This window comes from Salmonella sp. 32070601201500089SM, assembly GCF_017573605.1.
GTDB classification, from domain to species: domain Bacteria; phylum Pseudomonadota; class Gammaproteobacteria; order Enterobacterales; family Enterobacteriaceae; genus Salmonella; species Salmonella enterica.
In genome coordinates this window covers 376,911-398,916 of sequence record NZ_JAGETK010000001.1, presented here as the reverse complement: position 1 = coordinate 398,916, position 22,006 = coordinate 376,911, and the positions used below count along the sequence as shown (strand labels likewise).

At 52.0% G+C, this 22,006-nt stretch carries 17 protein-coding genes; 10 read left to right on the top strand and 7 right to left on the bottom strand.

Annotated elements, in window-relative coordinates; all coding sequences use genetic code 11:
• The 4 genes from purB (at position 1) to J4728_RS01900 (ending at position 4,834) form a co-directional block, all read left to right on the top strand.
• Complete coding sequence (purB, locus tag J4728_RS01915) at positions 1 to 1,371, top strand: adenylosuccinate lyase (RefSeq protein ID WP_000423763.1); 1,371 nt, start codon at positions 1 to 3, stop codon at positions 1,369 to 1,371.
• A gap of 126 nt (positions 1,372 to 1,497) precedes the next feature.
• On the top strand, positions 1,498 to 2,169 hold the full coding sequence (gene phoP, locus J4728_RS01910) for a two-component system response regulator PhoP (RefSeq protein WP_001537766.1): 672 nt from the start codon (positions 1,498 to 1,500) through the stop codon (positions 2,167 to 2,169).
• Positions 2,169 to 3,632, top strand: a complete 1,464-nt coding sequence (gene phoQ, locus J4728_RS01905; RefSeq protein WP_208211012.1) for a two-component system sensor histidine kinase PhoQ — start codon at positions 2,169 to 2,171, stop codon at positions 3,630 to 3,632. The genes phoP and phoQ overlap by 1 nt, the downstream gene beginning before the upstream one ends.
• Positions 3,633 to 3,712: 80 nt before the next feature.
• The gene (locus J4728_RS01900; protein ID WP_000456501.1) at positions 3,713 to 4,834 is read left to right on the top strand and encodes a cupin domain-containing protein; all 1,122 of its coding nucleotides are present in this window, start codon (positions 3,713 to 3,715) and stop codon (positions 4,832 to 4,834) included.
• Positions 4,835 to 4,873: 39 nt separating this feature from the next.
• On the opposite strand, the gene J4728_RS01895 is transcribed toward J4728_RS01900, so the two are convergent.
• Together J4728_RS01895 and pepT are read right to left on the bottom strand one after the other, a co-directional pair.
• The gene (locus J4728_RS01895) at positions 4,874 to 6,208 is read right to left on the bottom strand and encodes a hypothetical protein (RefSeq protein WP_208210997.1); all 1,335 of its coding nucleotides are present in this window, start codon (positions 6,206 to 6,208) and stop codon (positions 4,874 to 4,876) included.
• Positions 6,209 to 6,211: 3 nt separating this feature from the next.
• A complete protein-coding gene (pepT, locus tag J4728_RS01890) occupies positions 6,212 to 7,441 on the bottom strand; it encodes a peptidase T (RefSeq protein ID WP_000359414.1) in 1,230 nt (409 codons plus the stop codon).
• Positions 7,442 to 7,691: 250 nt separating this feature from the next.
• Between pepT and potA the strand changes: the two genes are divergently transcribed.
• The 5 genes from potA to potD all read left to right on the top strand — a co-directional run bounded on the left by potA (position 7,692) and on the right by potD (position 13,180).
• Complete coding sequence (gene potA, locus J4728_RS01885; protein WP_000531607.1) at positions 7,692 to 8,828, top strand: spermidine/putrescine ABC transporter ATP-binding protein PotA; 1,137 nt, start codon at positions 7,692 to 7,694, stop codon at positions 8,826 to 8,828.
• Positions 8,812 to 9,675 carry a spermidine/putrescine ABC transporter permease PotB gene (gene potB, locus J4728_RS01880; protein ID WP_000799391.1) on the top strand — a complete coding sequence of 288 codons (864 nt, stop codon included), beginning with the start codon at positions 8,812 to 8,814 and terminating at the stop codon, positions 9,673 to 9,675. The genes potA and potB overlap by 17 nt, the downstream gene beginning before the upstream one ends.
• Positions 9,676 to 10,003: 328 nt before the next feature.
• Entirely contained in the window at positions 10,004 to 11,014 is a 1,011-nt protein-coding gene (gene sifA, locus J4728_RS01875) for an SPI-2 type III secretion system effector SifA (protein ID WP_208210995.1), read from the top strand.
• Between the two features lie 315 nt (positions 11,015 to 11,329).
• The gene (potC, locus tag J4728_RS01870; protein ID WP_000580299.1) at positions 11,330 to 12,109 is read left to right on the top strand and encodes a spermidine/putrescine ABC transporter permease PotC; all 780 of its coding nucleotides are present in this window, start codon (positions 11,330 to 11,332) and stop codon (positions 12,107 to 12,109) included.
• A gap of 24 nt (positions 12,110 to 12,133) precedes the next feature.
• Positions 12,134 to 13,180, top strand: a complete 1,047-nt coding sequence (potD, locus tag J4728_RS01865; RefSeq protein WP_208210993.1) for a spermidine/putrescine ABC transporter substrate-binding protein PotD — start codon at positions 12,134 to 12,136, stop codon at positions 13,178 to 13,180.
• An 81-nt stretch (positions 13,181 to 13,261) separates the two neighbouring features.
• Here the strand turns inward: potD and cobB are convergent, their stop codons facing one another.
• From cobB to lolC, 5 genes are read right to left on the bottom strand one after another with little or no spacing between them, the layout of a single operon-like run.
• The gene (gene cobB, locus J4728_RS01860) at positions 13,262 to 14,083 is read right to left on the bottom strand and encodes a Sir2 family NAD+-dependent deacetylase (RefSeq protein WP_080170999.1); all 822 of its coding nucleotides are present in this window, start codon (positions 14,081 to 14,083) and stop codon (positions 13,262 to 13,264) included.
• A gap of 18 nt (positions 14,084 to 14,101) precedes the next feature.
• Positions 14,102 to 15,013 (bottom strand): N-acetylglucosamine kinase, encoded by a 912-nt coding sequence (nagK, locus tag J4728_RS01855; protein WP_000291338.1) that lies wholly within the window; start codon positions 15,011 to 15,013, stop codon positions 14,102 to 14,104.
• Between the two features lie 28 nt (positions 15,014 to 15,041).
• Positions 15,042 to 16,286 carry a lipoprotein-releasing ABC transporter permease subunit LolE gene (lolE, locus tag J4728_RS01850; protein WP_000168092.1) on the bottom strand — a complete coding sequence of 415 codons (1,245 nt, stop codon included), beginning with the start codon at positions 16,284 to 16,286 and terminating at the stop codon, positions 15,042 to 15,044.
• The gene (gene lolD / locus J4728_RS01845; RefSeq protein ID WP_001033714.1) at positions 16,286 to 16,987 is read right to left on the bottom strand and encodes a lipoprotein-releasing ABC transporter ATP-binding protein LolD; all 702 of its coding nucleotides are present in this window, start codon (positions 16,985 to 16,987) and stop codon (positions 16,286 to 16,288) included. The genes lolE and lolD overlap by 1 nt, the downstream gene beginning before the upstream one ends.
• Positions 16,980 to 18,179: a lipoprotein-releasing ABC transporter permease subunit LolC gene (gene lolC / locus J4728_RS01840; protein WP_001518787.1), complete on the bottom strand. Its 1,200-nt coding sequence runs from the start codon at positions 18,177 to 18,179 to the stop codon at positions 16,980 to 16,982. Before lolC ends, lolD begins: the two co-directional genes overlap by 8 nt.
• Positions 18,180 to 18,516: 337 nt before the next feature.
• Here lolC and mfd point away from each other — a divergent pair, with 337 nt between their 5' ends.
• Positions 18,517 to 21,963, top strand: a complete 3,447-nt coding sequence (mfd, locus tag J4728_RS01835; RefSeq protein ID WP_208210991.1) for a transcription-repair coupling factor — start codon at positions 18,517 to 18,519, stop codon at positions 21,961 to 21,963.
• Positions 21,964 to 22,006 lie beyond the last annotated feature (43 nt).

The window sequence follows — 22,006 nt, the reverse complement described above, 5'->3', positions numbered from 1 at the left end:
ATGGAATTATCCTCACTGACCGCCGTTTCCCCTGTCGATGGACGCTACGGCGATAAAGTCAGCGCGCTGCGCGGAATTTTTAGCGAATACGGTTTGCTGAAATTTCGTGTACAAGTCGAAGTACGTTGGCTGCAGAAATTAGCCGCGCACGCAGCGATCAAGGAAGTTCCTGCTTTTGCTGCCGACGCAAACGGTTACCTGGATACGCTTGTGGCAAACTTCAATGAAGAAGATGCCGCGCGCATTAAAACCATTGAGCGTACGACTAACCATGATGTGAAGGCAGTTGAGTATTTCCTGAAAGAAAAAGTCGCCGCGATCCCGGCGCTACATGACGTTTCCGAATTTATCCACTTTGCCTGCACTTCTGAGGACATTAACAACCTGTCGCACGCGTTAATGCTCAAAACCGCGCGCGATGAAGTGATCCTGCCTTACTGGCGTCAGGTGATTAACGCGGTTAAAGATCTCGCCACGCAGTATCGCGACATTCCTCTGCTCTCCCGCACCCACGGCCAGCCGGCAACGCCTTCCACTCTGGGTAAAGAGATGGCGAACGTGGCGTATCGGATGGAGCGTCAGTTCCGCCAGCTCAACCAGGTGGAGATCCTCGGTAAAATTAACGGCGCCGTAGGCAACTATAACGCGCATATCGCCGCCTATCCGGAAGTTGACTGGCATCAGTTCAGCGAAGAGTTCGTCACCTCGCTGGGCATCCAGTGGAATCCTTACACCACCCAGATTGAACCGCATGATTATATTGCGGAACTGTTTGACTGTATCGCGCGCTTTAACACCATCCTGATCGATTTCGATCGCGATGTCTGGGGCTATATTGCGTTGAACCATTTCAAACAGAAAACCATCGCCGGGGAGATCGGTTCTTCTACCATGCCGCATAAAGTTAACCCCATTGACTTTGAAAACTCAGAAGGCAACCTCGGTCTGTCTAACGCAGTGTTGCACCATCTGGCAAACAAACTGCCGGTTTCCCGCTGGCAGCGCGATCTGACCGACTCAACCGTCCTGCGTAACCTGGGTGTCGGCATCGGCTATGCGCTTATCGCTTATCAGTCCACCCTGAAGGGCGTCAGCAAGCTGGAAGTAAACCGCGATCATCTGCTTGACGAACTGGATCACAACTGGGAAGTATTAGCCGAACCGATCCAGACCGTCATGCGCCGCTATGGTATTGAAAAACCATATGAAAAACTGAAAGAGTTGACCCGTGGCAAGCGTGTTGATGCCGAAGGAATGAAACAGTTTATTGATAGTCTGGCCCTGCCGGAAGCAGAAAAAACGCGCCTTAAAGCCATGACGCCGGCAAATTATATCGGTCGCGCTGTGACTCTGGTCGACGAACTTAAATAATGCCTGCCTCACCCTCTTTTCTTCAGAAAGAGGGTGACTATTTGTCTGGTTTATTAACTGTTTATCCCCAAAGCACCATAATCAACGCTAGACTGTTCTTATTGTTAACACAAGGGAGAAGAGATGATGCGCGTACTGGTTGTAGAGGATAATGCATTATTACGCCACCACCTGAAGGTTCAGCTCCAGGATTCAGGTCACCAGGTCGATGCCGCAGAAGATGCCAGGGAAGCTGATTACTACCTTAATGAACACCTTCCGGATATCGCTATTGTCGATTTAGGTCTGCCGGATGAAGACGGCCTTTCCTTAATACGCCGCTGGCGCAGCAGTGATGTTTCACTGCCGGTTCTGGTGTTAACCGCGCGCGAAGGCTGGCAGGATAAAGTCGAGGTTCTCAGCTCCGGGGCCGATGACTACGTGACGAAGCCATTCCACATCGAAGAGGTAATGGCGCGTATGCAGGCGTTAATGCGCCGTAATAGCGGTCTGGCCTCCCAGGTGATCAACATCCCGCCGTTCCAGGTGGATCTCTCACGCCGGGAATTATCCGTCAATGAAGAGGTCATCAAACTCACGGCGTTCGAATACACCATTATGGAAACGCTTATCCGTAACAACGGTAAAGTGGTCAGCAAAGATTCGCTGATGCTTCAGCTGTATCCGGATGCGGAACTGCGGGAAAGTCATACCATTGATGTTCTCATGGGGCGTCTGCGGAAAAAAATACAGGCCCAGTATCCGCACGATGTCATTACCACCGTACGCGGACAAGGATATCTTTTTGAATTGCGCTAATGAATAAATTTGCTCGCCATTTTCTGCCGCTGTCGCTGCGGGTTCGTTTTTTGCTGGCGACAGCCGGCGTCGTGCTGGTGCTTTCTTTGGCATATGGCATAGTGGCGCTGGTCGGCTATAGCGTAAGTTTTGATAAAACCACCTTTCGTTTGCTGCGCGGCGAAAGCAACCTGTTTTATACCCTCGCCAAATGGGAAAATAATAAAATCAGCGTTGAGCTGCCTGAAAATCTGGACATGCAAAGTCCGACCATGACGCTGATTTACGATGAAACGGGCAAATTATTATGGACGCAGCGCAATATCCCCTGGCTGATTAAAAGCATTCAACCGGAATGGTTAAAAACGAACGGCTTCCATGAAATTGAAACCAACGTAGACGCCACCAGCACGCTGTTGAGCGAGGACCATTCCGCGCAGGAAAAACTCAAAGAAGTACGTGAAGATGACGATGATGCGGAGATGACCCACTCGGTAGCGGTAAATATTTATCCTGCCACGGCGCGGATGCCGCAGTTAACCATCGTGGTGGTCGATACCATTCCGATAGAACTAAAACGCTCCTATATGGTGTGGAGCTGGTTCGTATACGTGCTGGCCGCCAATTTACTGTTAGTCATTCCTTTACTGTGGATCGCCGCCTGGTGGAGCTTACGCCCTATCGAGGCGCTGGCGCGGGAAGTCCGCGAGCTTGAAGATCATCACCGCGAAATGCTCAATCCGGAGACGACGCGTGAGCTGACCAGCCTTGTGCGCAACCTTAATCAACTGCTCAAAAGCGAGCGTGAACGTTATAACAAATACCGCACGACCCTGACCGACCTGACGCACAGTTTAAAAACGCCGCTCGCGGTTTTGCAGAGTACGTTACGCTCTTTACGCAACGAAAAGATGAGCGTCAGCAAAGCTGAACCGGTGATGCTGGAACAGATCAGCCGGATTTCCCAGCAGATCGGCTATTATCTGCATCGCGCCAGTATGCGCGGTAGCGGCGTATTGTTAAGCCGCGAACTGCATCCCGTCGCGCCGTTGTTAGATAACCTGATCTCCGCGCTAAATAAAGTTTATCAGCGTAAAGGGGTGAATATCAGTATGGATATTTCACCAGAGATCAGTTTTGTCGGCGAGCAAAACGACTTTGTCGAAGTAATGGGCAACGTACTGGACAACGCTTGTAAATATTGCCTGGAGTTTGTCGAGATTTCGACTCGCCAGACCGACGATCATTTGCATATTTTCGTCGAAGATGATGGCCCAGGCATTCCCCACAGTAAACGATCCCTGGTGTTTGATCGCGGTCAGCGCGCCGATACCCTACGACCAGGACAAGGCGTGGGGCTGGCTGTCGCGCGCGAGATTACGGAACAATACGCCGGGCAGATCATTGCCAGCGACAGTCTGCTCGGCGGTGCCCGTATGGAGGTCGTTTTTGGCCGACAGCACCCCACACAGAAAGAGGAATAAACATTTCTGTGCGTTCTTCCACGCATCTCGTTAAGCATCCGTTATAATCGGTGTCAGATACCAGCCTGCGGATACTTAACATGGAATACCAATTAACTCTTAACTGGCCCGACTTTCTTGAACACCACTGGCAAAAACGCCCGGTGGTCTTAAAACGTGGGTTTAGCAACTTTATCGATCCGCTCTCGCCGGATGAGCTGGCGGGGCTGGCGATGGAAAGCGAAATCGACAGCCGACTCGTTAGCCATCAGGATGGCAAATGGCAGGTCAGCCATGGCCCTTTCGAAAGCTACGATCATCTGGGTGAGAGCAACTGGTCGCTGCTGGTACAGGCGGTAAACCACTGGCACGAACCCACCGCCGCGCTGATGCGCCCGTTCCGCGCTCTGCCGGACTGGCGTATCGACGATCTGATGATCTCCTTTTCCGTTCCCGGCGGCGGCGTTGGCCCGCATCTGGATCAGTATGATGTGTTTATTATTCAGGGAACCGGTCGCCGTCGCTGGCGCGTGGGCGAAAAGCTGCAAATGCGTCAGCACTGCCCGCATCCCGACCTGTTACAAGTCGATCCGTTCGAGGCCATTATTGATGAAGAGCTGGAGCCGGGCGACATTCTGTATATTCCGCCAGGATTCCCGCATGAAGGCTATGCGCTGGAAAACGCCATGAACTATTCGGTCGGTTTTCGCGCGCCCAATAGCCGTGAGCTGATCAGCGGTTTTGCCGATTACGTCCTGCAACGGGAGTTGGGCAATACATACTACAGCGATCCGGATATGCCGTCCCGCAAGCATCCGGCGGATATCCTGCCGCAGGAGATGGATAAACTGCGTAATATGATGCTCGATTTGATCAATCAACCCGCGCATTTCCAACAGTGGCTTGGCGAGTTTCTCTCTCAGTCACGCCACGAACTGGATATTGCGCCGCCGGAGCCGCCGTATCAGCCTGATGAAATTTACGATGCCTTAAAGCAAGGCGAGGTATTAGTACGTCTCGGCGGGCTTCGCGTATTGCGTATCGGCGATGAGGTCTATGCGAATGGCGAAAAAATAGACTCTCCGCATCGCCCCGCTCTGGAGGCGCTCGCCAGTCATATTGCACTGACCGCTGAAAACTTCGGCGATGCGCTGGAAGACCCTTCTTTCCTCGCGATGCTGGCGGCGCTGGTGAATAGCGGGTACTGGTTCTTCGAAGGATAAGAACATCGCAATGCCCGGCGACCGCCGGGCTGACGCAAACTATCCACAACGATCGCCGCCAGGGTTGGCGACATCGTTATATTGCGGATCGCCCGGATAAAGCGAGTGGGCCATTCGATGGCGAAATGACATTTGCCGATAGCGCCGCGCCTGCGCGTTATCTCCAAGACCTTCGGCAATATTAGCCAGTTGCTGTAATCGTTCATACTGCATCTTTGCTGGATAAGCTACGGCATCAAGCGTAAAGGCGCGTTCCGCAAAGTCTTTTGCTTGTTCAAGTTCTTGATTACTCTGATAAAGCAGCGAAATACCATACAACACCATTGATACGTCAGACTGCCGACGTTTATATTCTGCCAGCAATGGGAGATAGAGGGAGGTACTGTCCAGGTCGATGTTTTCGGGCAAATAAAAGCGTAATCGTGATATTACCGTCGCCATTGGCGTTAAACGGCTCTGGTAATACGCGATAAGTTTAAGGTAGAGATCTTTCGCTTCCTTATAATGATGGCCCTGTGCATAAAAGCCAGCAAGATTATTGCTGTCAACCGTCATTTCGCCGAATTCGGCGCCATAAAGCGTTTGCTCAATTTTTAGCGCCTGACTTAGCGCATTAATCGCCTCGCTAATATGCCCTGCATTATAAGCAATATCCGCTTTCTGCTGCAAAAAAGAGGCGACGTGCTCACGATTATCCCAGGTTTTATCTCGTAAAATAACGCTCAGCCACTGCCGCTCCGTTGCGTCTACCTTCGCCAAATAATAGGCTTTACGCGCACTATCACATTCGACATCCCGCTCTTCCAGCGCATCAGAATAAGCGTCGCGCATCCTGTTTAAGGTATAAACCAATGCCTCCGTCGATGCCTTTTTGTCTTTAAGACGCCACGTTAATGCCTGCTCTTGCCAGGCTATCCGCTGACGGTAATCAACCTTGATCTCGTATCGCCACTGCTCTGTCGGTGAATACTCTATATGGCGATCGTCACCGTAAACATAAAAGGCCGCCAGGTGTTCAAACATATCGGCCCGATCGCCCGGATAAGTGCCCGCCGGAAATGTTTTCATGATTGCCCGCGCTCGCAGCAGCATTTGCGGCGTTAACTCCGGTTTACCCAGCCATTGATAAATATCGCTTTGTAATAGCAGGCTACGAACAAGCTGTATTGAGCGTTTGCCATATTGCTGCGAGGCCAGCCTCACCGCATCATCAATAAACGTCATGCAGGTTTCATCGCCAGTCATAAAACATGCTGCAGATTGTTGCTGGCGCTGGGACCAGGAAGGCGTATATTCGGCGCTCCAGGCAGAAAAATTGATGGCGGAAAATATCCCGCCATAAATAATAAAACGCTTCACCACAATGCGTAACATTCGCTACTGCCCGCGCTTAGCCGTCAGCTCCGCGATACGCACAATCACCTGTACCGCTTTTTCCATCCCCTCCAGCGTCACAAACTCATGTTTACCATGATAGTTATATCCGCCGGTAAAGAGATTAGGACATGGCAGGCCCATAAACGACAGTTGCGCCCCGTCTGTACCGCCGCGAATCGGTTTCATCTCCGGCGTAATATGACAGTCGCGCATGGCCTGCTGGGCGATATCGAGAATATGCGGATGTTCAACTACTTTTTCGCGCATATTGTAATAACTGTCTTCAATCACCAGTTCGATATAGCAGTCCGGATGCAGCCCCTTACCGACTTTTTTGGCAATCTCCATCATTTTGCGTTTACGCGCTTCAAACTGCTTACGGTCGAAATCGCGAATGATGTAGTGCATTTCGGCCCGGTCAACGGTGCCTTTCATGCTGGCCAGATGATAAAACCCTTCGTAACCTTCGGTGGTTTCAGGCGCTTCATCCGCCGGCACTTCCGCGTGAATCCTCGCCGCCAACGACAGCGCATTGACCATCACGCCTTTCGCCGTACCAGGATGCACGTTATTGCCGACGATTTTGATATTCACCGAGGCGGCATTGAAGTTTTCAAACTCCAGTTCGCCCACGCCGCCGCCGTCGACCGTATAGGCCCACTGCGCGCCAAAGGCCTCAACATCGAAGTGCTTCGCGCCTTTCCCTACCTCTTCGTCAGGCGTAAACGCCACTTTAATTTCACCGTGGGGAATAGGATTACCTTTCAGCACCGCCAGCGCGGTCATGATCTCCGCAACGCCGGCTTTATCGTCCGCGCCCAGCAATGTCTTACCATCGGTAGTAATCAGCGTCTGTCCCAGTAATTGATGCAGTACCGGGAACATCACGGGTGACAACACCTCATCGCCAATCCCTAATGCTATATCGCCGCCGCGATAATTCTCGACAATCTGCGGGTTAACGTTTTTACCGCTGAAATCCGGAGAGGTATCCACATGGGAGATAAAACCAATGGCGGGAATATCCCCCTCAACATTGGCCGGGAGCGTCGCCATCAACGTCCCTTTTTCACTTAATGTAATGTTAACCAGCCCCATCTCTTCGAGCTGCTGTTTGAGCAAACGTAGTAACTTCCACTGCCCCTCAGTGCTGGGAACCTGCCGAACACCCGACTTTGATTGGGTATCCAGCGATACGTAGTGTAAAAAACGCTCAAGTAGTTTATCCATGCAGTCACCCTCACTTTTCGTGACAACATTATTAATAAGCAAGAAAAGACAAATATTGCGTCAGGTCACTTTTATCCCTGCAAACAAGAATATTTCACTTTGACACGCTTTCTGACTATAAAGCTAAGTCAGTAATTCGCAACAAGGATTGGCGATCACAGTGGTTTGCCGTAGAATGACCGCCCTCATTAAGAGTGATTAAGGTGGTTAACCACAAACCCCGCAGCGGTCAGCCATCCGTTGCGTTTACATGGGACAGAGTAAGAAATTGAATAATCAACCGCGTTCGCTTTCACCGCTGGTGCTTTTGTCTGGAATTAGCAAAAGTTTCGATGGCAAAGAGGTCATTTCACAGCTGGATTTGACCATTAACAATGGCGAATTCCTCACGCTGCTTGGCCCTTCCGGCTGCGGTAAAACAACCGTTCTTCGCCTGATTGCCGGCCTGGAAACCGTTGATGCCGGGCATATCATGTTGGATAACCAGGATATCACCCACGTTCCCGCCGAAAATCGTTATGTAAATACCGTATTTCAAAGCTACGCTTTATTTCCGCATATGACGGTGTTTGAAAATGTCGCGTTTGGCTTACGAATGCAAAAAACGCCAGCCGCCGAGATAGCGCCTCGCGTGACCGATGCGCTGCGTATGGTGCAGCTTGAAGAGTTTGCACAACGTAAACCGCACCAGCTATCCGGCGGACAGCAGCAGCGTGTGGCTATCGCTCGCGCGGTGGTGAATAAACCTCGCCTGTTATTACTGGATGAATCGCTCTCCGCGCTGGACTATAAATTGCGCAAGCAAATGCAGAACGAGCTTAAAGCATTACAGCGTAAACTCGGTATCACGTTTGTTTTTGTCACTCACGATCAGGAAGAAGCGCTCACCATGTCCGATCGTATCGTGGTAATGCGTAATGGCGTGATTGAGCAAGACGGCACGCCGCGTGAAATCTATGAAGAGCCCAAAAACCTGTTTGTCGCCGGTTTTATCGGCGAAATTAACCGCTTTGACGCAACCGTCATTGAACGGCTTGATGAACAGCGCGTCCGCGCCAGCGTAGAAGGTCGGGAGTGCAATATATACGTCAATTTCGCTGTCGAACCGGGCCAAAAACTGAACGTCCTGCTGCGACCGGAAGATCTACGCGTCGAAGAGATCAACGATGATAACCACATCGAAGGGCTTATCGGCTACGTGCGCGAGCGCAATTATAAAGGTATGACGCTGGAGTCGGTGGTTGAACTGGAAAATGGCAAAATGGTGATGGTCAGCGAATTCTTCAACGAAGACGATCCTGACTTCGACCATTCACTTGACCAAAAAATGGCCATTAGTTGGGTAGAAAGCTGGGAGGTCGTACTGGCTGATGAAGAACACAAGTAAATTCCAGAATGTAGTGATTGTCACTATCGTCGGTTGGCTTGTGTTATTTGTTTTTCTGCCCAACCTGATGATCATTGGCACCAGCTTTCTGACCCGTGACGACGCCAGTTTCGTCAAGATGGTCTTTACGCTGGATAACTACGCGCGCCTGCTCGATCCGCTCTATTTTGAAGTGCTCCTGCACTCTCTGAATATGGCGCTGATCGCCACCCTCTCCTGCCTGGTGCTGGGCTATCCTTTTGCCTGGTTTCTGGCGAAGTTACCGGAAAAGATACGTCCGTTATTGCTGTTTTTGCTGATTGTTCCTTTCTGGACCAACTCACTGATCCGCATCTATGGGCTGAAAATATTCCTGAGCACTAAAGGTTATCTCAATGAATTCCTGCTGTGGCTGGGCGTGATTGATACACCGATTCGCATCATGTTCACCCCGAGCGCCGTTATTATCGGCCTGGTTTACATTTTGCTGCCATTTATGGTCATGCCGCTCTACTCCAGCATTGAGAAGCTCGACAAACCACTACTGGAGGCCGCACGCGATCTCGGCGCCAGTAAAATGCAAACGTTCATCCGCATCATTATTCCATTAACCATGCCGGGCATTGTCGCCGGTTGCCTGCTCGTGATGCTACCGGCAATGGGCCTGTTCTACGTCTCCGATTTAATGGGTGGCGCGAAAAACCTGCTGATTGGTAACGTCATTAAGGTACAGTTCCTGAATATTCGCGATTGGCCGTTTGGCGCGGCTACCAGCATTACGCTGACCATTGTGATGGGACTCATGCTGTTGATTTACTGGCGGGCTTCCCGCTTATTGAATAAGAAGGTGAGTGATATAAGCGATTAATTGCGCAACGCTAACAAATCCACACGCATCCAGGCATGAAGTTTATTCAAGGGTAAACTTCATGCCTTCGGCATAAAAAACGCATGAAAGAAGTTGCCGCCAGTATTGCAAATCTACAACATCATCCGCGGTAGTCCTTCTTTTATTTTTACCTGTAGCGACGCTATCACAGACAGTAATGCGTTTATACGCGAAGCTCTCAGGTTTTATACTGATTGCCAGTCTCTTTTAAAAATTATATTACATCCGATGCGCCCGCAGTTGAGATAAAAAGGGTCGATTTAATCAATTATGTAGTCATTTTTACTCCAGTTTAAGTGAGATTAATATGCCGATTACTATAGGGAATGGTTTTTTAAAAAGTGAAATCCTTACCAACTCCCCAAGGAATACGAAAGAAGCATGGTGGAAAGTTTTATGGGAAAAAATTAAAGACTTCTTTTTTTCTACTGGCAAAGCAAAAGCGGACCGTTGTCTACATGAGATGTTGTTTGCCGAACGCGCCCCCACACGAGAGCGGCTTACAGAGATTTTTTTTGAGTTGAAAGAGTTAGCCTGCGCATCGCAAAGAGATAGATTTCAGGTTCATAATCCTCATGAAAATGATGCCACCATTATTCTTCGCATCATGGATCAAAACGAAGAGAACGAATTGTTACGTATCACTCAAAATACCGATACCTTTAGCTGTGAAGTCATGGGGAATCTTTATTTTTTAATGAAAGATCGCCCGGATATTTTAAAATCGCATCCACAAATGACGGCCATGATTAAGAGAAGATATAGCGAAATCGTAGACTACCCCCTCCCTTCGACATTATGTCTCAATCCTGCTGGCGCGCCGATATTATCGGTTCCATTAGACAACATAGAGGGGTATTTATATACTGAATTGAGAAAAGGACATTTAGATGGGTGGAAAGCGCAAGAAAAGGCAACCTACCTGGCAGCGAAAATTCAGTCCGGGATTGAAAAGACAACGCGCATTTTACACCATGCGAATATATCCGAAAGTACTCAGCAAAACGCATTTTTAGAAACAATGGTGATGTGTGGATTAAAACAGCTTGAAATACCACCACCGCATACCCACATACCTATTGAAAAAATGGTAAAAGAGGTTTTACTAGCGGATAAGACGTTTCAGGCGTTCCTCGTAACGGATCCCAGCACCAGCCAAAGTATGTTAGCTGAGATAGTCGAAGCCATCTCTGATCAGGTTTTTCACGCCATTTTTAGAATAGACCCCCAGGCTATACAAAAAATGGCGGAAGAACAGTTAACCACGCTACACGTTCGCTCAGAACAACAAAGCGGCTGTTTATGTTGTTTTTTATAAAATCAGACGACGCTTTCTCAGACGTCACGTTCAGGGTTTACTCACGTACTTCCTGTTTGCCTACTGAGTAACCTCTTGCCAGGCGCAATAATGCCGCATATGACCGGATCGGATGAGAATAGTCATTTAAATGGCCTTTTTTTCCCGCTCGTCTGGCAATTTGTTGTAAAATTCGCGGCTTCAAGCGGCAGCTTGCTTCTTCCTGGCTGCTGATAACCGCGAGACGTTTTGGAGAGATTTTGGAGAAGAGAAAAAATTGATCATTTTCAATACTCTAAAAGCACCCCATCCTCTGAATAAGAAGGTGGAACTTGAATGATCGGTCGGCTGCTCCGTGGCGGTTTCATGACTGCCATCTATGCGTATCTGTATATTCCCATCATTATTCTGATCGTGAACTCCTTCAACAGTTCGCGGTTCGGCATTAACTGGCAGGGCTTTACCACTAAATGGTACGAACTACTGGTCAATAACGACAGTCTGTTGCAGGCCGCTCAACATTCACTGACGATGGCGATTTTCTCAGCGACCTTCGCCACGTTGATTGGCTCGTTAACCGCGGTGGCGCTTTATCGCTACCGCTTTCGCGGGAAACCATTCGTCAGCGGGATGCTGTTTGTAGTAATGATGTCGCCGGATATCGTGATGGCGATCTCCCTGCTGGTGCTGTTTATGTTACTCGGCATTCAACTGGGCTTTTGGTCGTTGCTGTTCTCACACATCACCTTTAGCCTGCCGTTTGTGGTCGTCACGGTCTATTCGCGCCTGAAAGGCTTTGATGTCAGAATGCTGGAAGCCGCAAAAGACCTGGGGGCCAGTGAGGTAACGATTTTACGCAAAATCATTCTGCCGCTGGCGATGCCGGCGGTGGCGGCGGGCTGGTTGCTGAGCTTTACGTTGTCGATGGACGATGTAGTGGTCTCGTCGTTTGTCACCGGGCCGGGCTATGAAATTTTACCCTTAAAGATTTATTCCATGGTAAAAGTCGGCGTTTCACCAGAAGTGAACGCGCTGGCGACCGTTTTATTGGTGCTGTCTCTGGTAATGGTCATTGCCAGCCAGCTTATTGCTCGTGATAAAACCAAGGGCCGATAAGGCCCGTAATTCAGGGGACGTTAAATGAAAAAATGGTCACGCCACCTGCTCGCGGCGGGCGCCCTGGCGCTGGGTATGAGTGCCGCTCATGCCTCCGACAACGACACGCTCTATTTCTATAACTGGACTGAGTATGTACCGCCGGGCCTGCTGGAACAGTTCACTAAAGAGACAGGCATTAAGGTGATTTATTCGACCTACGAGTCGAACGAAACCATGTATGCCAAACTCAAAACCTATAAAGATGGCGCGTATGACCTGGTTGTTCCTTCTACATACTATGTCGACAAAATGCGCAAAGAAGGCATGATCCAGAAGATCGATAAGTCGAAATTAACCAATTTCCACAACCTCGATCCGGAAATGCTCAACAAACCGTTTGACCCCAACAACGATTATTCTGTTCCGTATATCTGGGGCGCAACGGCGATTGGCGTGAACAGCGATGCTATCGATCCAAAAACCATTACCAGCTGGGCTGATTTGTGGAAACCGGAATATAAAAACAGCCTGCTTTTAACCGACGATGCGCGAGAAGTCTTCCAGATGGCGCTGCGCAAGCTAGGTTATTCCGGTAACACTACCGATCCGAAAGAGATCGAAGCGGCATATGAAGAGTTGAAAAAACTGATGCCGAACGTAGCGGCCTTCAACTCCGATAATCCGGCGAATCCGTATATGGAAGGGGAAGTCAATCTGGGGATGGTGTGGAACGGTTCGGCCTTCGTTGCTCGTCAGGCTGGCACGCCGCTGGAGGTCATCTGGCCGAAAGAAGGCGGTATTTTCTGGATGGATAGCCTGGCTATTCCGGCAAACGCGAAAAATAAAGAGGGCGCGCTGAAGCTAATCAACTTCCTGCTGCGTCCTGACGTCGCGAAAGAGGTGGCAGAAACCATCGGCTACCCTACCCCCAACCTGGCGGCGCGTAAGCTGTTAAGCCCGGAGGTCGCCAATGATAAGTCGCTCTATCCGGATGCGCAAACCATCAGCAAAGGCGAGTGGCAAAACGATGTCGGCGACGCCAGCGCCATTTATGAAGAGTATTATCAGAAGCTAAAAGCAGGACGCTAATTCAGCCAAAGCGCCTGTCGGGCCTACAGATGAACGTAACGTGAAATGTAGGCCGGATAAGGCGTTACCGGGCAAACAGCACTACAGCCCTTTCAGGAATTTATCAACAAATTCCGGCACAACCTGGCTTGCCGGGCCGTAGTGCTTCTCTTCAAACTCGCTGCCGACCTGGCTTGGCTCAAGATTCAGTTCCACCGTATGTGCGCCGTGCAGTTTTGCTTCATGCACAAACCCCGCAGCCGGATAGACATGACCGGATGTGCCAATGGCGATAAAAATATCCGCCATCGACAGCGCCATATAAATTTCATCCATGCCAAGCGGCATCTCGCCAAACCACACCACGTGCGGACGTAGCGGCGCCGGGAACTGGCAGCAGTGACATTTATCTTCCGGCATCACATCGCCGTTCCATTCCAGAATCTGGCCGCTTTGCGAACAGCGCACCTTCAACAGCTCGCCATGCATATGAATGATGTTGCGGTTGCCCGCGCGTTCATGCAAATTGTCGATGTTTTGCGTCACCAGCAAAAAGCGATCGCCAAGCGCTTCTTCAAGCTTCGCTAACGCCAGATGCGCCGCATTGGGTTGTATTTCCGGCTGTTGAAGCTGCTGACGGCGGGCATTATAAAATGTCTGCACCAGCCCCGGATTACGGGCGAATCCTTCCGGCGTTGCCACGTCTTCAACCCGATGCTCTTCCCAAAGGCCATCCGCCGCGCGAAACGTACAAATACCAGACTCTGCAGAAATTCCTGCACCTGTAAGGACTAATACTCTTGGGTTTTCCATCATTTCCGGCACCACTCTGTCTCTGAAAAAGATCCGCTGGCGCAGACGTTCACGCAACAGACGTTTATTTTTACGAAAGCGGCTTAATCGATGAAACCGACGCGACTGCATAACAACCTCTTTTTTTGATTAGTCGGTAAGATGTAAAAAAGCAGCACCGCGCATCCCACCTGCATCCCCATGCCGCGCACGCTCAATGCGCGGCGCGCGGGCAACAGGGAGGAGATGGCGCGGCAGTCTTTCCGCCAGTTGCGTTGTTATTGCCGTAAAGTTCGATAGTCCGCCGCCGATCACCAATAAATCGGGATCGACAATCGTCAGTATATTCCCCAGACAAACCGCCAGTAAATCCAGATAGCGCTCAACATGCGCGTGCGCCTGCTCATCGCCCTGCTCCCACAACGCGATAATCTCCGGCGCCTGCAGCGATTGATCATAATAATGCTGATATAGCCACGCAAACCCGCGCCCGGACAGATAATTCTCAATGCAGCCCATCTGACCGCATCCACAACGGCGGAGAGGAAAATCAAACCCCATCAACGTTAGCGCGTCAACCGGCAAACGCATATGACCAAACTCGCCGGTGATATAGCTCTGACCGGTAATCGGCTTCCCGTTTAGCACCAGGCCACCGCCGACGCCGGTGCCGAGGATAAGCCCCATAACCAAAGGATATTGCGTGAATTCATCATCCCAGGCTTCGGACAAGGCAAAACAGTTAGCGTCATTGTCCAGACGCACATCGCGATCCAGTCGGGCGCTGAGATCGGCGCGCAACGGCTTACCGCTGGCTGCCGGGACATTCGCGGCGTACAGCGTGCCGTCTTCGGTTTCCGGCATACCGGGTATGCCAATCCCTACCGACCCTTTTACGCCAAATCGCTGGTCGGCTTCCTCGACCAGTTCGCATACGGCGTCTAAAAAGGCGCTATAGCTAGTATGGGGCGTGGGAACCCGTTTTTCCCACTGCAGCCGCCGCGTTGAGTCAAATACGCCTAACGCAATCTTTGTTCCGCCAATGTCAAACCCGTAATACATCACCGCTCCTTGTTTTTATATTCCGCGATTACTGCCCGCTCAATACTCGCGCAGGGTCAATGTTGCTCGCCCGCCGCGCCGGATACCAGCTCGCCAGTAAGCTTAACAACAACGCCGTGACCAGTACGTAAACAACGTCCAGCCAATGTAATTCGGATGGCAGGAAGTCGATAAAATAGATATCGCCGGACAAAAACTGATGCCCGATCTCCTTTTCAATCCCATTAATAATGGCGGTAAGCTGAAGCGAAACGACAACGCCGATCGCCACGCCAATCAAGCTGCCCAGCAAGCCCGCCAGTAGCCCGTACCAGACGAAAATGGCACGAATCAAACCATCTTTCGCCCCCAGCGTTCTTAATACCGCAATGTCGCCGCTTTTGTCTTTTACCGCCATCACTAAGGTGGAAACGATATTAAAACAGGCCACGCCGATCACCAGAATCATCGCCAGATACATAATGGCGCGAATCATCTGGATATCGCGATACATATAGCCGTAGGTGCCGATCCAGCTCTTAATGTAGACATAGCTGTTAGTCACTTCACCCGCGTCACGCACCAGTTTGTTCGCATTAAACACGTCGTGGACTTTAAGCGCGATACCGGAAACGCTGGACCCCATATCCAGATACTGCTGCGCATCCTCAAGCGGGATCATGGCGAAGCTGTGATCGAGCTGGCCGCTCAGTTGCAGAATCCCGATGACATGCAAACGCACGCGTTTGGGCTGGAGCAGCTTATGGTCGGCATTCGCATTGGGGATCATGATGGACACCCAGTCGCCCTGTTTCACGTTCAGCGCATCGGCGACGCCTTTGCCGATAATGATCTGCTGTTCGCCCGCTTTGAAATGATCCCAGGCGTGATTTTGCACAAATGACGGTAACGCGCTAAGCTGCTGCTCTTGCTTAGGGTCGACGCCTTTAACCTGAATGGCGCGCAAATTCGCCCCGCTCTCTACCAGGCCGGTAAAATTGATATACGGCGCGGCGGCGGCAATGCCCGGCACCTTCTGCACTTTTGCCAGCGCTTCACGCCAGTTGGTCCACGGCTGATTGACCGCTTCAATCTCCCCGTGCGGAACCACCGCCAGAATACGGTTATTCAACTCGCGTTCGAAACCGTTCATCGCGCTTAAACCGACAATCAATACCGCCACGCCCAGCGCGATACCGATGGTAGAAATGACGGAAATGAGCGAAACCATACCGCCGCGCCGCCGCCCACGGCTGAAGCGCAAGCCAATTAACAATGATAAAGGCGACGCCATTACTCAGCCCCCATCAGGCTCAGTTCCGCCGTCAGGCGGCCATCGCGCATCTCAAGCTGGCGGCTCATACGTTTCGCCAGTTGCAAATCGTGAGTCACCACCAGAAACGCGGTTCCCTGCAGACGATTTAACTCGCCCAGAAGCTCAAAAATACTGTCGGCATTACGCGCATCCAGATTACCGGTCGGCTCATCCGCCAGTACCAGACGCGGGTTATTCACCAACGCGCGCGCTATCGCGACACGCTGGCGCTCACCGCCGGAAAGTTCCGAAGGTCGATGGGTTGCGCGATGCTCCAGCCCTACGGCGTGCAGCATTTCTCGCGCCCGAGCGTCAATCTCCGCCGGTTTCTTTTTGCCAATCAATAATGGCATCGCCACGTTTTCCAGCGCCGTAAAATCCGGCAGGAGATGATGAAACTGATAGATAAACCCCAGTTTCTGGTTACGTAATTCCGCTTTTGCCGCAGAAGAGAGTTTGCTCATCGGCTGGCCGCTAAAAATCACATCGCCGGAGGTGGGCGTATCCAGCCCGCCTAACAGATGCAGCAACGTACTTTTACCCGAACCGGAACTGCCGACGATCGCCATCATTTCGCCTTCGCCGATACTGAAGCTGACATCGTGCAACACGTCGGTTTGTACGGTGCCTTCCTGATAGCGTTTGCACAGGTTGTCGCATTGCAACAGGATCTTATTCATAACGTAAAGCCTCAGCGGGTTGAGTGGCGGCAGCGCGCCAGGAAGGATAAAGCGTAGAAAGCAGCGCGATGGCCATTGCCACCAGCGCGATAACGATCACCTGTAACGGCTCTATCGCCACGGGCAACGCAGCGCCATCCAGAAACGCGCCGATGATCGGCATCAGGTTATTCAGTTGGCTGGCAAGCAATGCGCCCAGCGCGGCGCCCAACAGCGCGCCGATAATCCCGGCGCTGGCGCCCTGCACCATAAAGACCATCATAATTTGTCGCGGCGTCAGCCCTTGAGTTTGTAAAATCGCCACTTCACCCTGCTTCTCCATAACCATCAGGCCCAACGAAGTAATTATGTTAAAAGCCGCGACTGCCACGATGAGACTCAGCAACAATCCCATCATGTTCTTTTCCATGCGCACAGCCTGGAACAACTCGCCTTTGCGTTCGCGCCAGTCCTGCCACTTCGTGCCTTGCGGCAGCGTCTGTTGGCTGAGGGTATCGACTTGCAGCGGTTCATCCAGCCACAGACGCCAGCCGGTAATATTGCCTGCCGGATAGCGCATTAAACGCGACGCGTCCTGAATATTGACCAGCATTTCATAGCCATCGACCTCGCTATTGGCGGCAAATGTGCCAATCACCGTAAACAGACGCTGGCTGGGCAGGCGTCCCATTGGCGTAAACTGGCTGGCAGATGGCACCATTAGCCGAATCTGATCCCCGCGGTTGACCCCTAACTGTCCGGCGAGCTGCTCGCCGAGGATGACATTATACTTACCCGGCTGTAATTCGCTTTGCTTCACATTGACCAGATACGGCGTTAATGGATCTTTTTGCGCCGGATCGATACCCAACATCACGCCAACCGCAACGCTACGCGCGCTTTGCAGTACGACATCGCCCGTCGTCAGCGGCGCAATACGGTTAACGCCTTGCAGATTCACCGCTTTTTCCGGCATCTGATTCGGGTTAAGAGAGCCATGTTCAGCAGAGAGGATGGCCTGAGGCATCAAACCAAGAATGTTATTTTGCAGTTCGCGCTCAAAACCGTTCATCACCGACAATACCGTGACCAGCGCCATCACCCCCAGGGTAATGCCGATAGTGGAAAGCCAGGAAACGAAGCGACCGAAGCGATCTGCTGCACGCCCGCGCATGTAACGCAGGCCGATGAATAGAGCGACAGGTTGATACATGTAATCCGTCTGGTTGCTGTTAGCAAAGTCCCGAGTATATAAGCGAAAGCGGAATGCGTAAATGTCTGAACCGTAAGAGTTCGTCAGCGCTATTCTGAAAAAGGCCGACAAATCAAGTCACTTACATGTTCATACTTTACCTGTTCGACGTGTTATCCGGCGGATTCAATTTGCTAATAAACAACGATCGCGGATAATAAAGAACATTGCTTATCAGTCATATGCCCCTGAATACCTGAGTCCTTCATGCTGTCCTGGCGCACAGCCAACCATGAAGCAGCCTGAAGGGTGACGCGTAGAGTGCGGCGTAAAACAAAAAGAGATACTGACAACTGTTATGCCTGAAAAACAACGTTACACGCTGCCGACAAAAGCGGGCGATCAGCGCCAGTTGGGCGAACTTACCGGTGCCGCCTGCGCTACGCTGGTGGCGGAGATAGCCGAACGCCATGCCGGTCCGGTGGTACTCATAGCGCCTGACATGCAAAATGCTCTGCGATTGCATGATGAAATCCGCCAGTTTACCGATCAGATGGTCATGAACCTGGCGGACTGGGAAACGCTACCGTATGACAGCTTCTCCCCGCATCAGGAAATTATCTCTTCGCGTCTGTCCACGCTCTACCAGTTGCCGTCGATGCAGCGCGGCGTCTTGATTGTACCGGTAAACACCCTGATGCAGCGCGTTTGTCCGCATAGCTATCTGCATGGTCATGCGCTGGTGATGAAAAAAGGCCAGCGGCTGTCCCGCGACGCTCTGCGCGCGCAGCTTGACAGCGCCGGTTATCGGCATGTCGATCAGGTGATGGAACATGGCGAATACGCGACGCGCGGCGCGCTGTTGGATCTCTTTCCGATGGGCAGCGAACAGCCTTATCGCCTCGACTTTTTTGATGATGAAATCGACAGCCTGCGTCTGTTTGACGCGGATACCCAGCGTACGCTGGAGGAGGTCGAGGCCATCAATTTGTTGCCCGCGCACGAATTTCCTACCGACAAAGCCGCTATTGAGCTTTTCCGTAGCCAATGGCGCGATACCTTTGAGGTAAAACGCGACGCCGAGCACATCTATCAGCAGGTCAGCAAAGGCACCCTGCCCGCCGGGATCGAATACTGGCAGCCGCTCTTTTTCAGCGAACCGTTACCGCCATTATTTAGCTATTTCCCCGCCAATACTCTGGTGGTGAATACTGGCTCGCTGGAAACCAGCGCCGAACGCTTTCAGGCCGATACGCTGGCGCGTTTTGAAAATCGCGGCGTCGATCCTATGCGCCCGCTTTTGCCGCCGGAAGCCCTCTGGCTACGGGTAGATGAGCTCTTTTCCGAGCTTAAACGCTGGCCTCGCCTCCAGCTTAAAACCGACCATCTGCCGGGAAAAGCCGCCAATACCAATCTTGGTTTCCAGAAATTACCGGATTTGGCTATCCAGGCACAGCAGAAAGCGCCGCTGGACGCGCTGCGTAAGTTCCTCGAATCTTTCAGCGGTCCGGTGATTTTTTCGGTGGAAAGCGAAGGACGCCGCGAAGCGCTGGGAGAGCTCCTGGCCCGCATAAAAATCGCGCCGAAGCGGATATTACGCCTGGACGAGGCGCAGGATGCGGGACGCTATCTGATGATTGGCGCCGCAGAACATGGCTTTATCGACACCCAACGCAATCTGGCGCTGATTTGTGAAAGCGATCTTTTGGGTGAGCGGGTGGCGCGTCGCCGCCTGGATTCCCGCCGCACGATCAACCCGGATACGTTGATTCGTAACCTGGCGGAGCTCCACGTCGGTCAGCCGGTAGTGCATCTGGAGCACGGCGTCGGACGCTATGCCGGCATGACCACTCTGGAGGCTGGCGGCATCAAGGGTGAGTATCTGATGCTCACCTACGCCAATGACGCCAAACTGTATGTGCCGGTCTCCTCATTGCATCTGATTAGCCGCTATGCCGGCGGCGCGGAAGAAAGTGCGCCGCTGCATAAACTGGGCGGCGACGCCTGGTCGCGCGCCCGGCAGAAAGCGGCGGAAAAAGTGCGCGATGTCGCAGCGGAACTGTTGGATATTTATGCGCAACGGGCGGCAAAAGAGGGGTTTGCCTTTAAGCATGATCGTGAGCAGTATCAGTTATTCTGCGACAGCTTCCCGTTTGAAACGACGCCCGATCAGGCACAGGCGATTAACGCCGTATTGAGCGATATGTGCCAACCGCTGGCGATGGACAGGCTGGTGTGCGGCGACGTCGGCTTCGGCAAAACCGAAGTGGCGATGCGCGCCGCGTTCCTGGCGGTGGAAAACCATAAACAGGTAGCGGTACTGGTGCCGACCACGCTGCTGGCGCAGCAACACTATGACAACTTCCGCGACCGTTTCGCCAACTGGCCGGTACGCATTGAGATGCTGTCCCGCTTTCGCAGCGCCAAAGAGCAGACGCAAATCCTGGCGGAAGCCGCCGAGGGTAAGATCGATATTCTGATCGGTACGCATAAACTGCTACAAAGCGATGTGAAGCTGCACGACCTCGGCCTGCTGATTGTCGATGAAGAGCACCGTTTCGGCGTGCGCCACAAAGAGCGAATTAAGGCGATGCGCGCCGATGTCGATATTCTGACGCTCACGGCGACGCCGATCCCGCGGACGCTGAATATGGCGATGAGCGGTATGCGCGATCTCTCCATTATCGCCACTCCCCCTGCCCGTCGTCTGGCGGTAAAAACCTTTGTTCGCGAGTATGATAGCCTGGTAGTAAGGGAAGCGATTCTGCGTGAAATCCTGCGCGGCGGTCAGGTTTACTATTTGTACAATGACGTCGAAAATATTCAGAAAGCCGCAGAGCGGCTGGCGGAACTGGTGCCGGAAGCGCGAATCGCTATAGGCCACGGGCAGATGCGCGAACGTGAGCTGGAACGGGTCATGAACGATTTCCACCATCAACGTTTTAACGTGCTGGTGTGTACTACCATTATCGAAACGGGGATCGACATTCCCACCGCTAACACGATCATCATTGAACGCGCGGATCATTTCGGCCTCGCGCAGTTGCACCAGCTGCGTGGCCGCGTTGGGCGCTCGCACCACCAGGCCTACGCCTGGCTGTTGACGCCACATCCTAAGGCCATGACCACCGATGCGCAAAAACGGCTGGAGGCGATTGCGTCGCTGGAGGATTTAGGCGCCGGGTTTGCGCTGGCGACTCACGATCTGGAGATCCGCGGCGCGGGCGAACTGCTTGGCGAAGAGCAAAGCGGCTCAATGGAAACCATCGGCTTCTCACTCTACATGGAATTGCTGGAAAACGCCGTCGATGCGCTGAAAGCAGGCCGCGAACCCTCGCTGGAAGATCTCACCAGTCAGCAAACGGAAGTCGAGCTGCGAATGCCGTCGTTACTGCCGGATGATTTTATTCCGGATGTTAATACCCGGCTGTCATTCTATAAACGCATTGCCAGCGCGAAGAACGAAAACGAGCTGGAAGAGATCAAAGTGGAATTGATCGACCGCTTCGGCCTGCTGCCCGATCCGGCGCGTAATCTGCTGGATATCGCCCGCCTGCGCCAACAGGCGCAAAAGCTCGGCATCCGAAAACTGGAGGGTAACGAGAAAGGCGGAACGATTGAGTTCGCCGAGAAAAACCACGTTGACCCCGCCTGGCTTATCGGGTTGCTGCAAAAACAACCGCAGCATTTCCGTCTGGATGGTCCGACGCGCCTCAAGTTTATTCAGGATTTAAGCGAACGTAAAACGCGTATAGACTGGGTACGCCAGTTTATGCAGCAACTGGAAGAAAACGCTATTGCATAAGCGTCAGGCCGGGCGTCATTACTCTGCGTCCGGCCTAATCTTT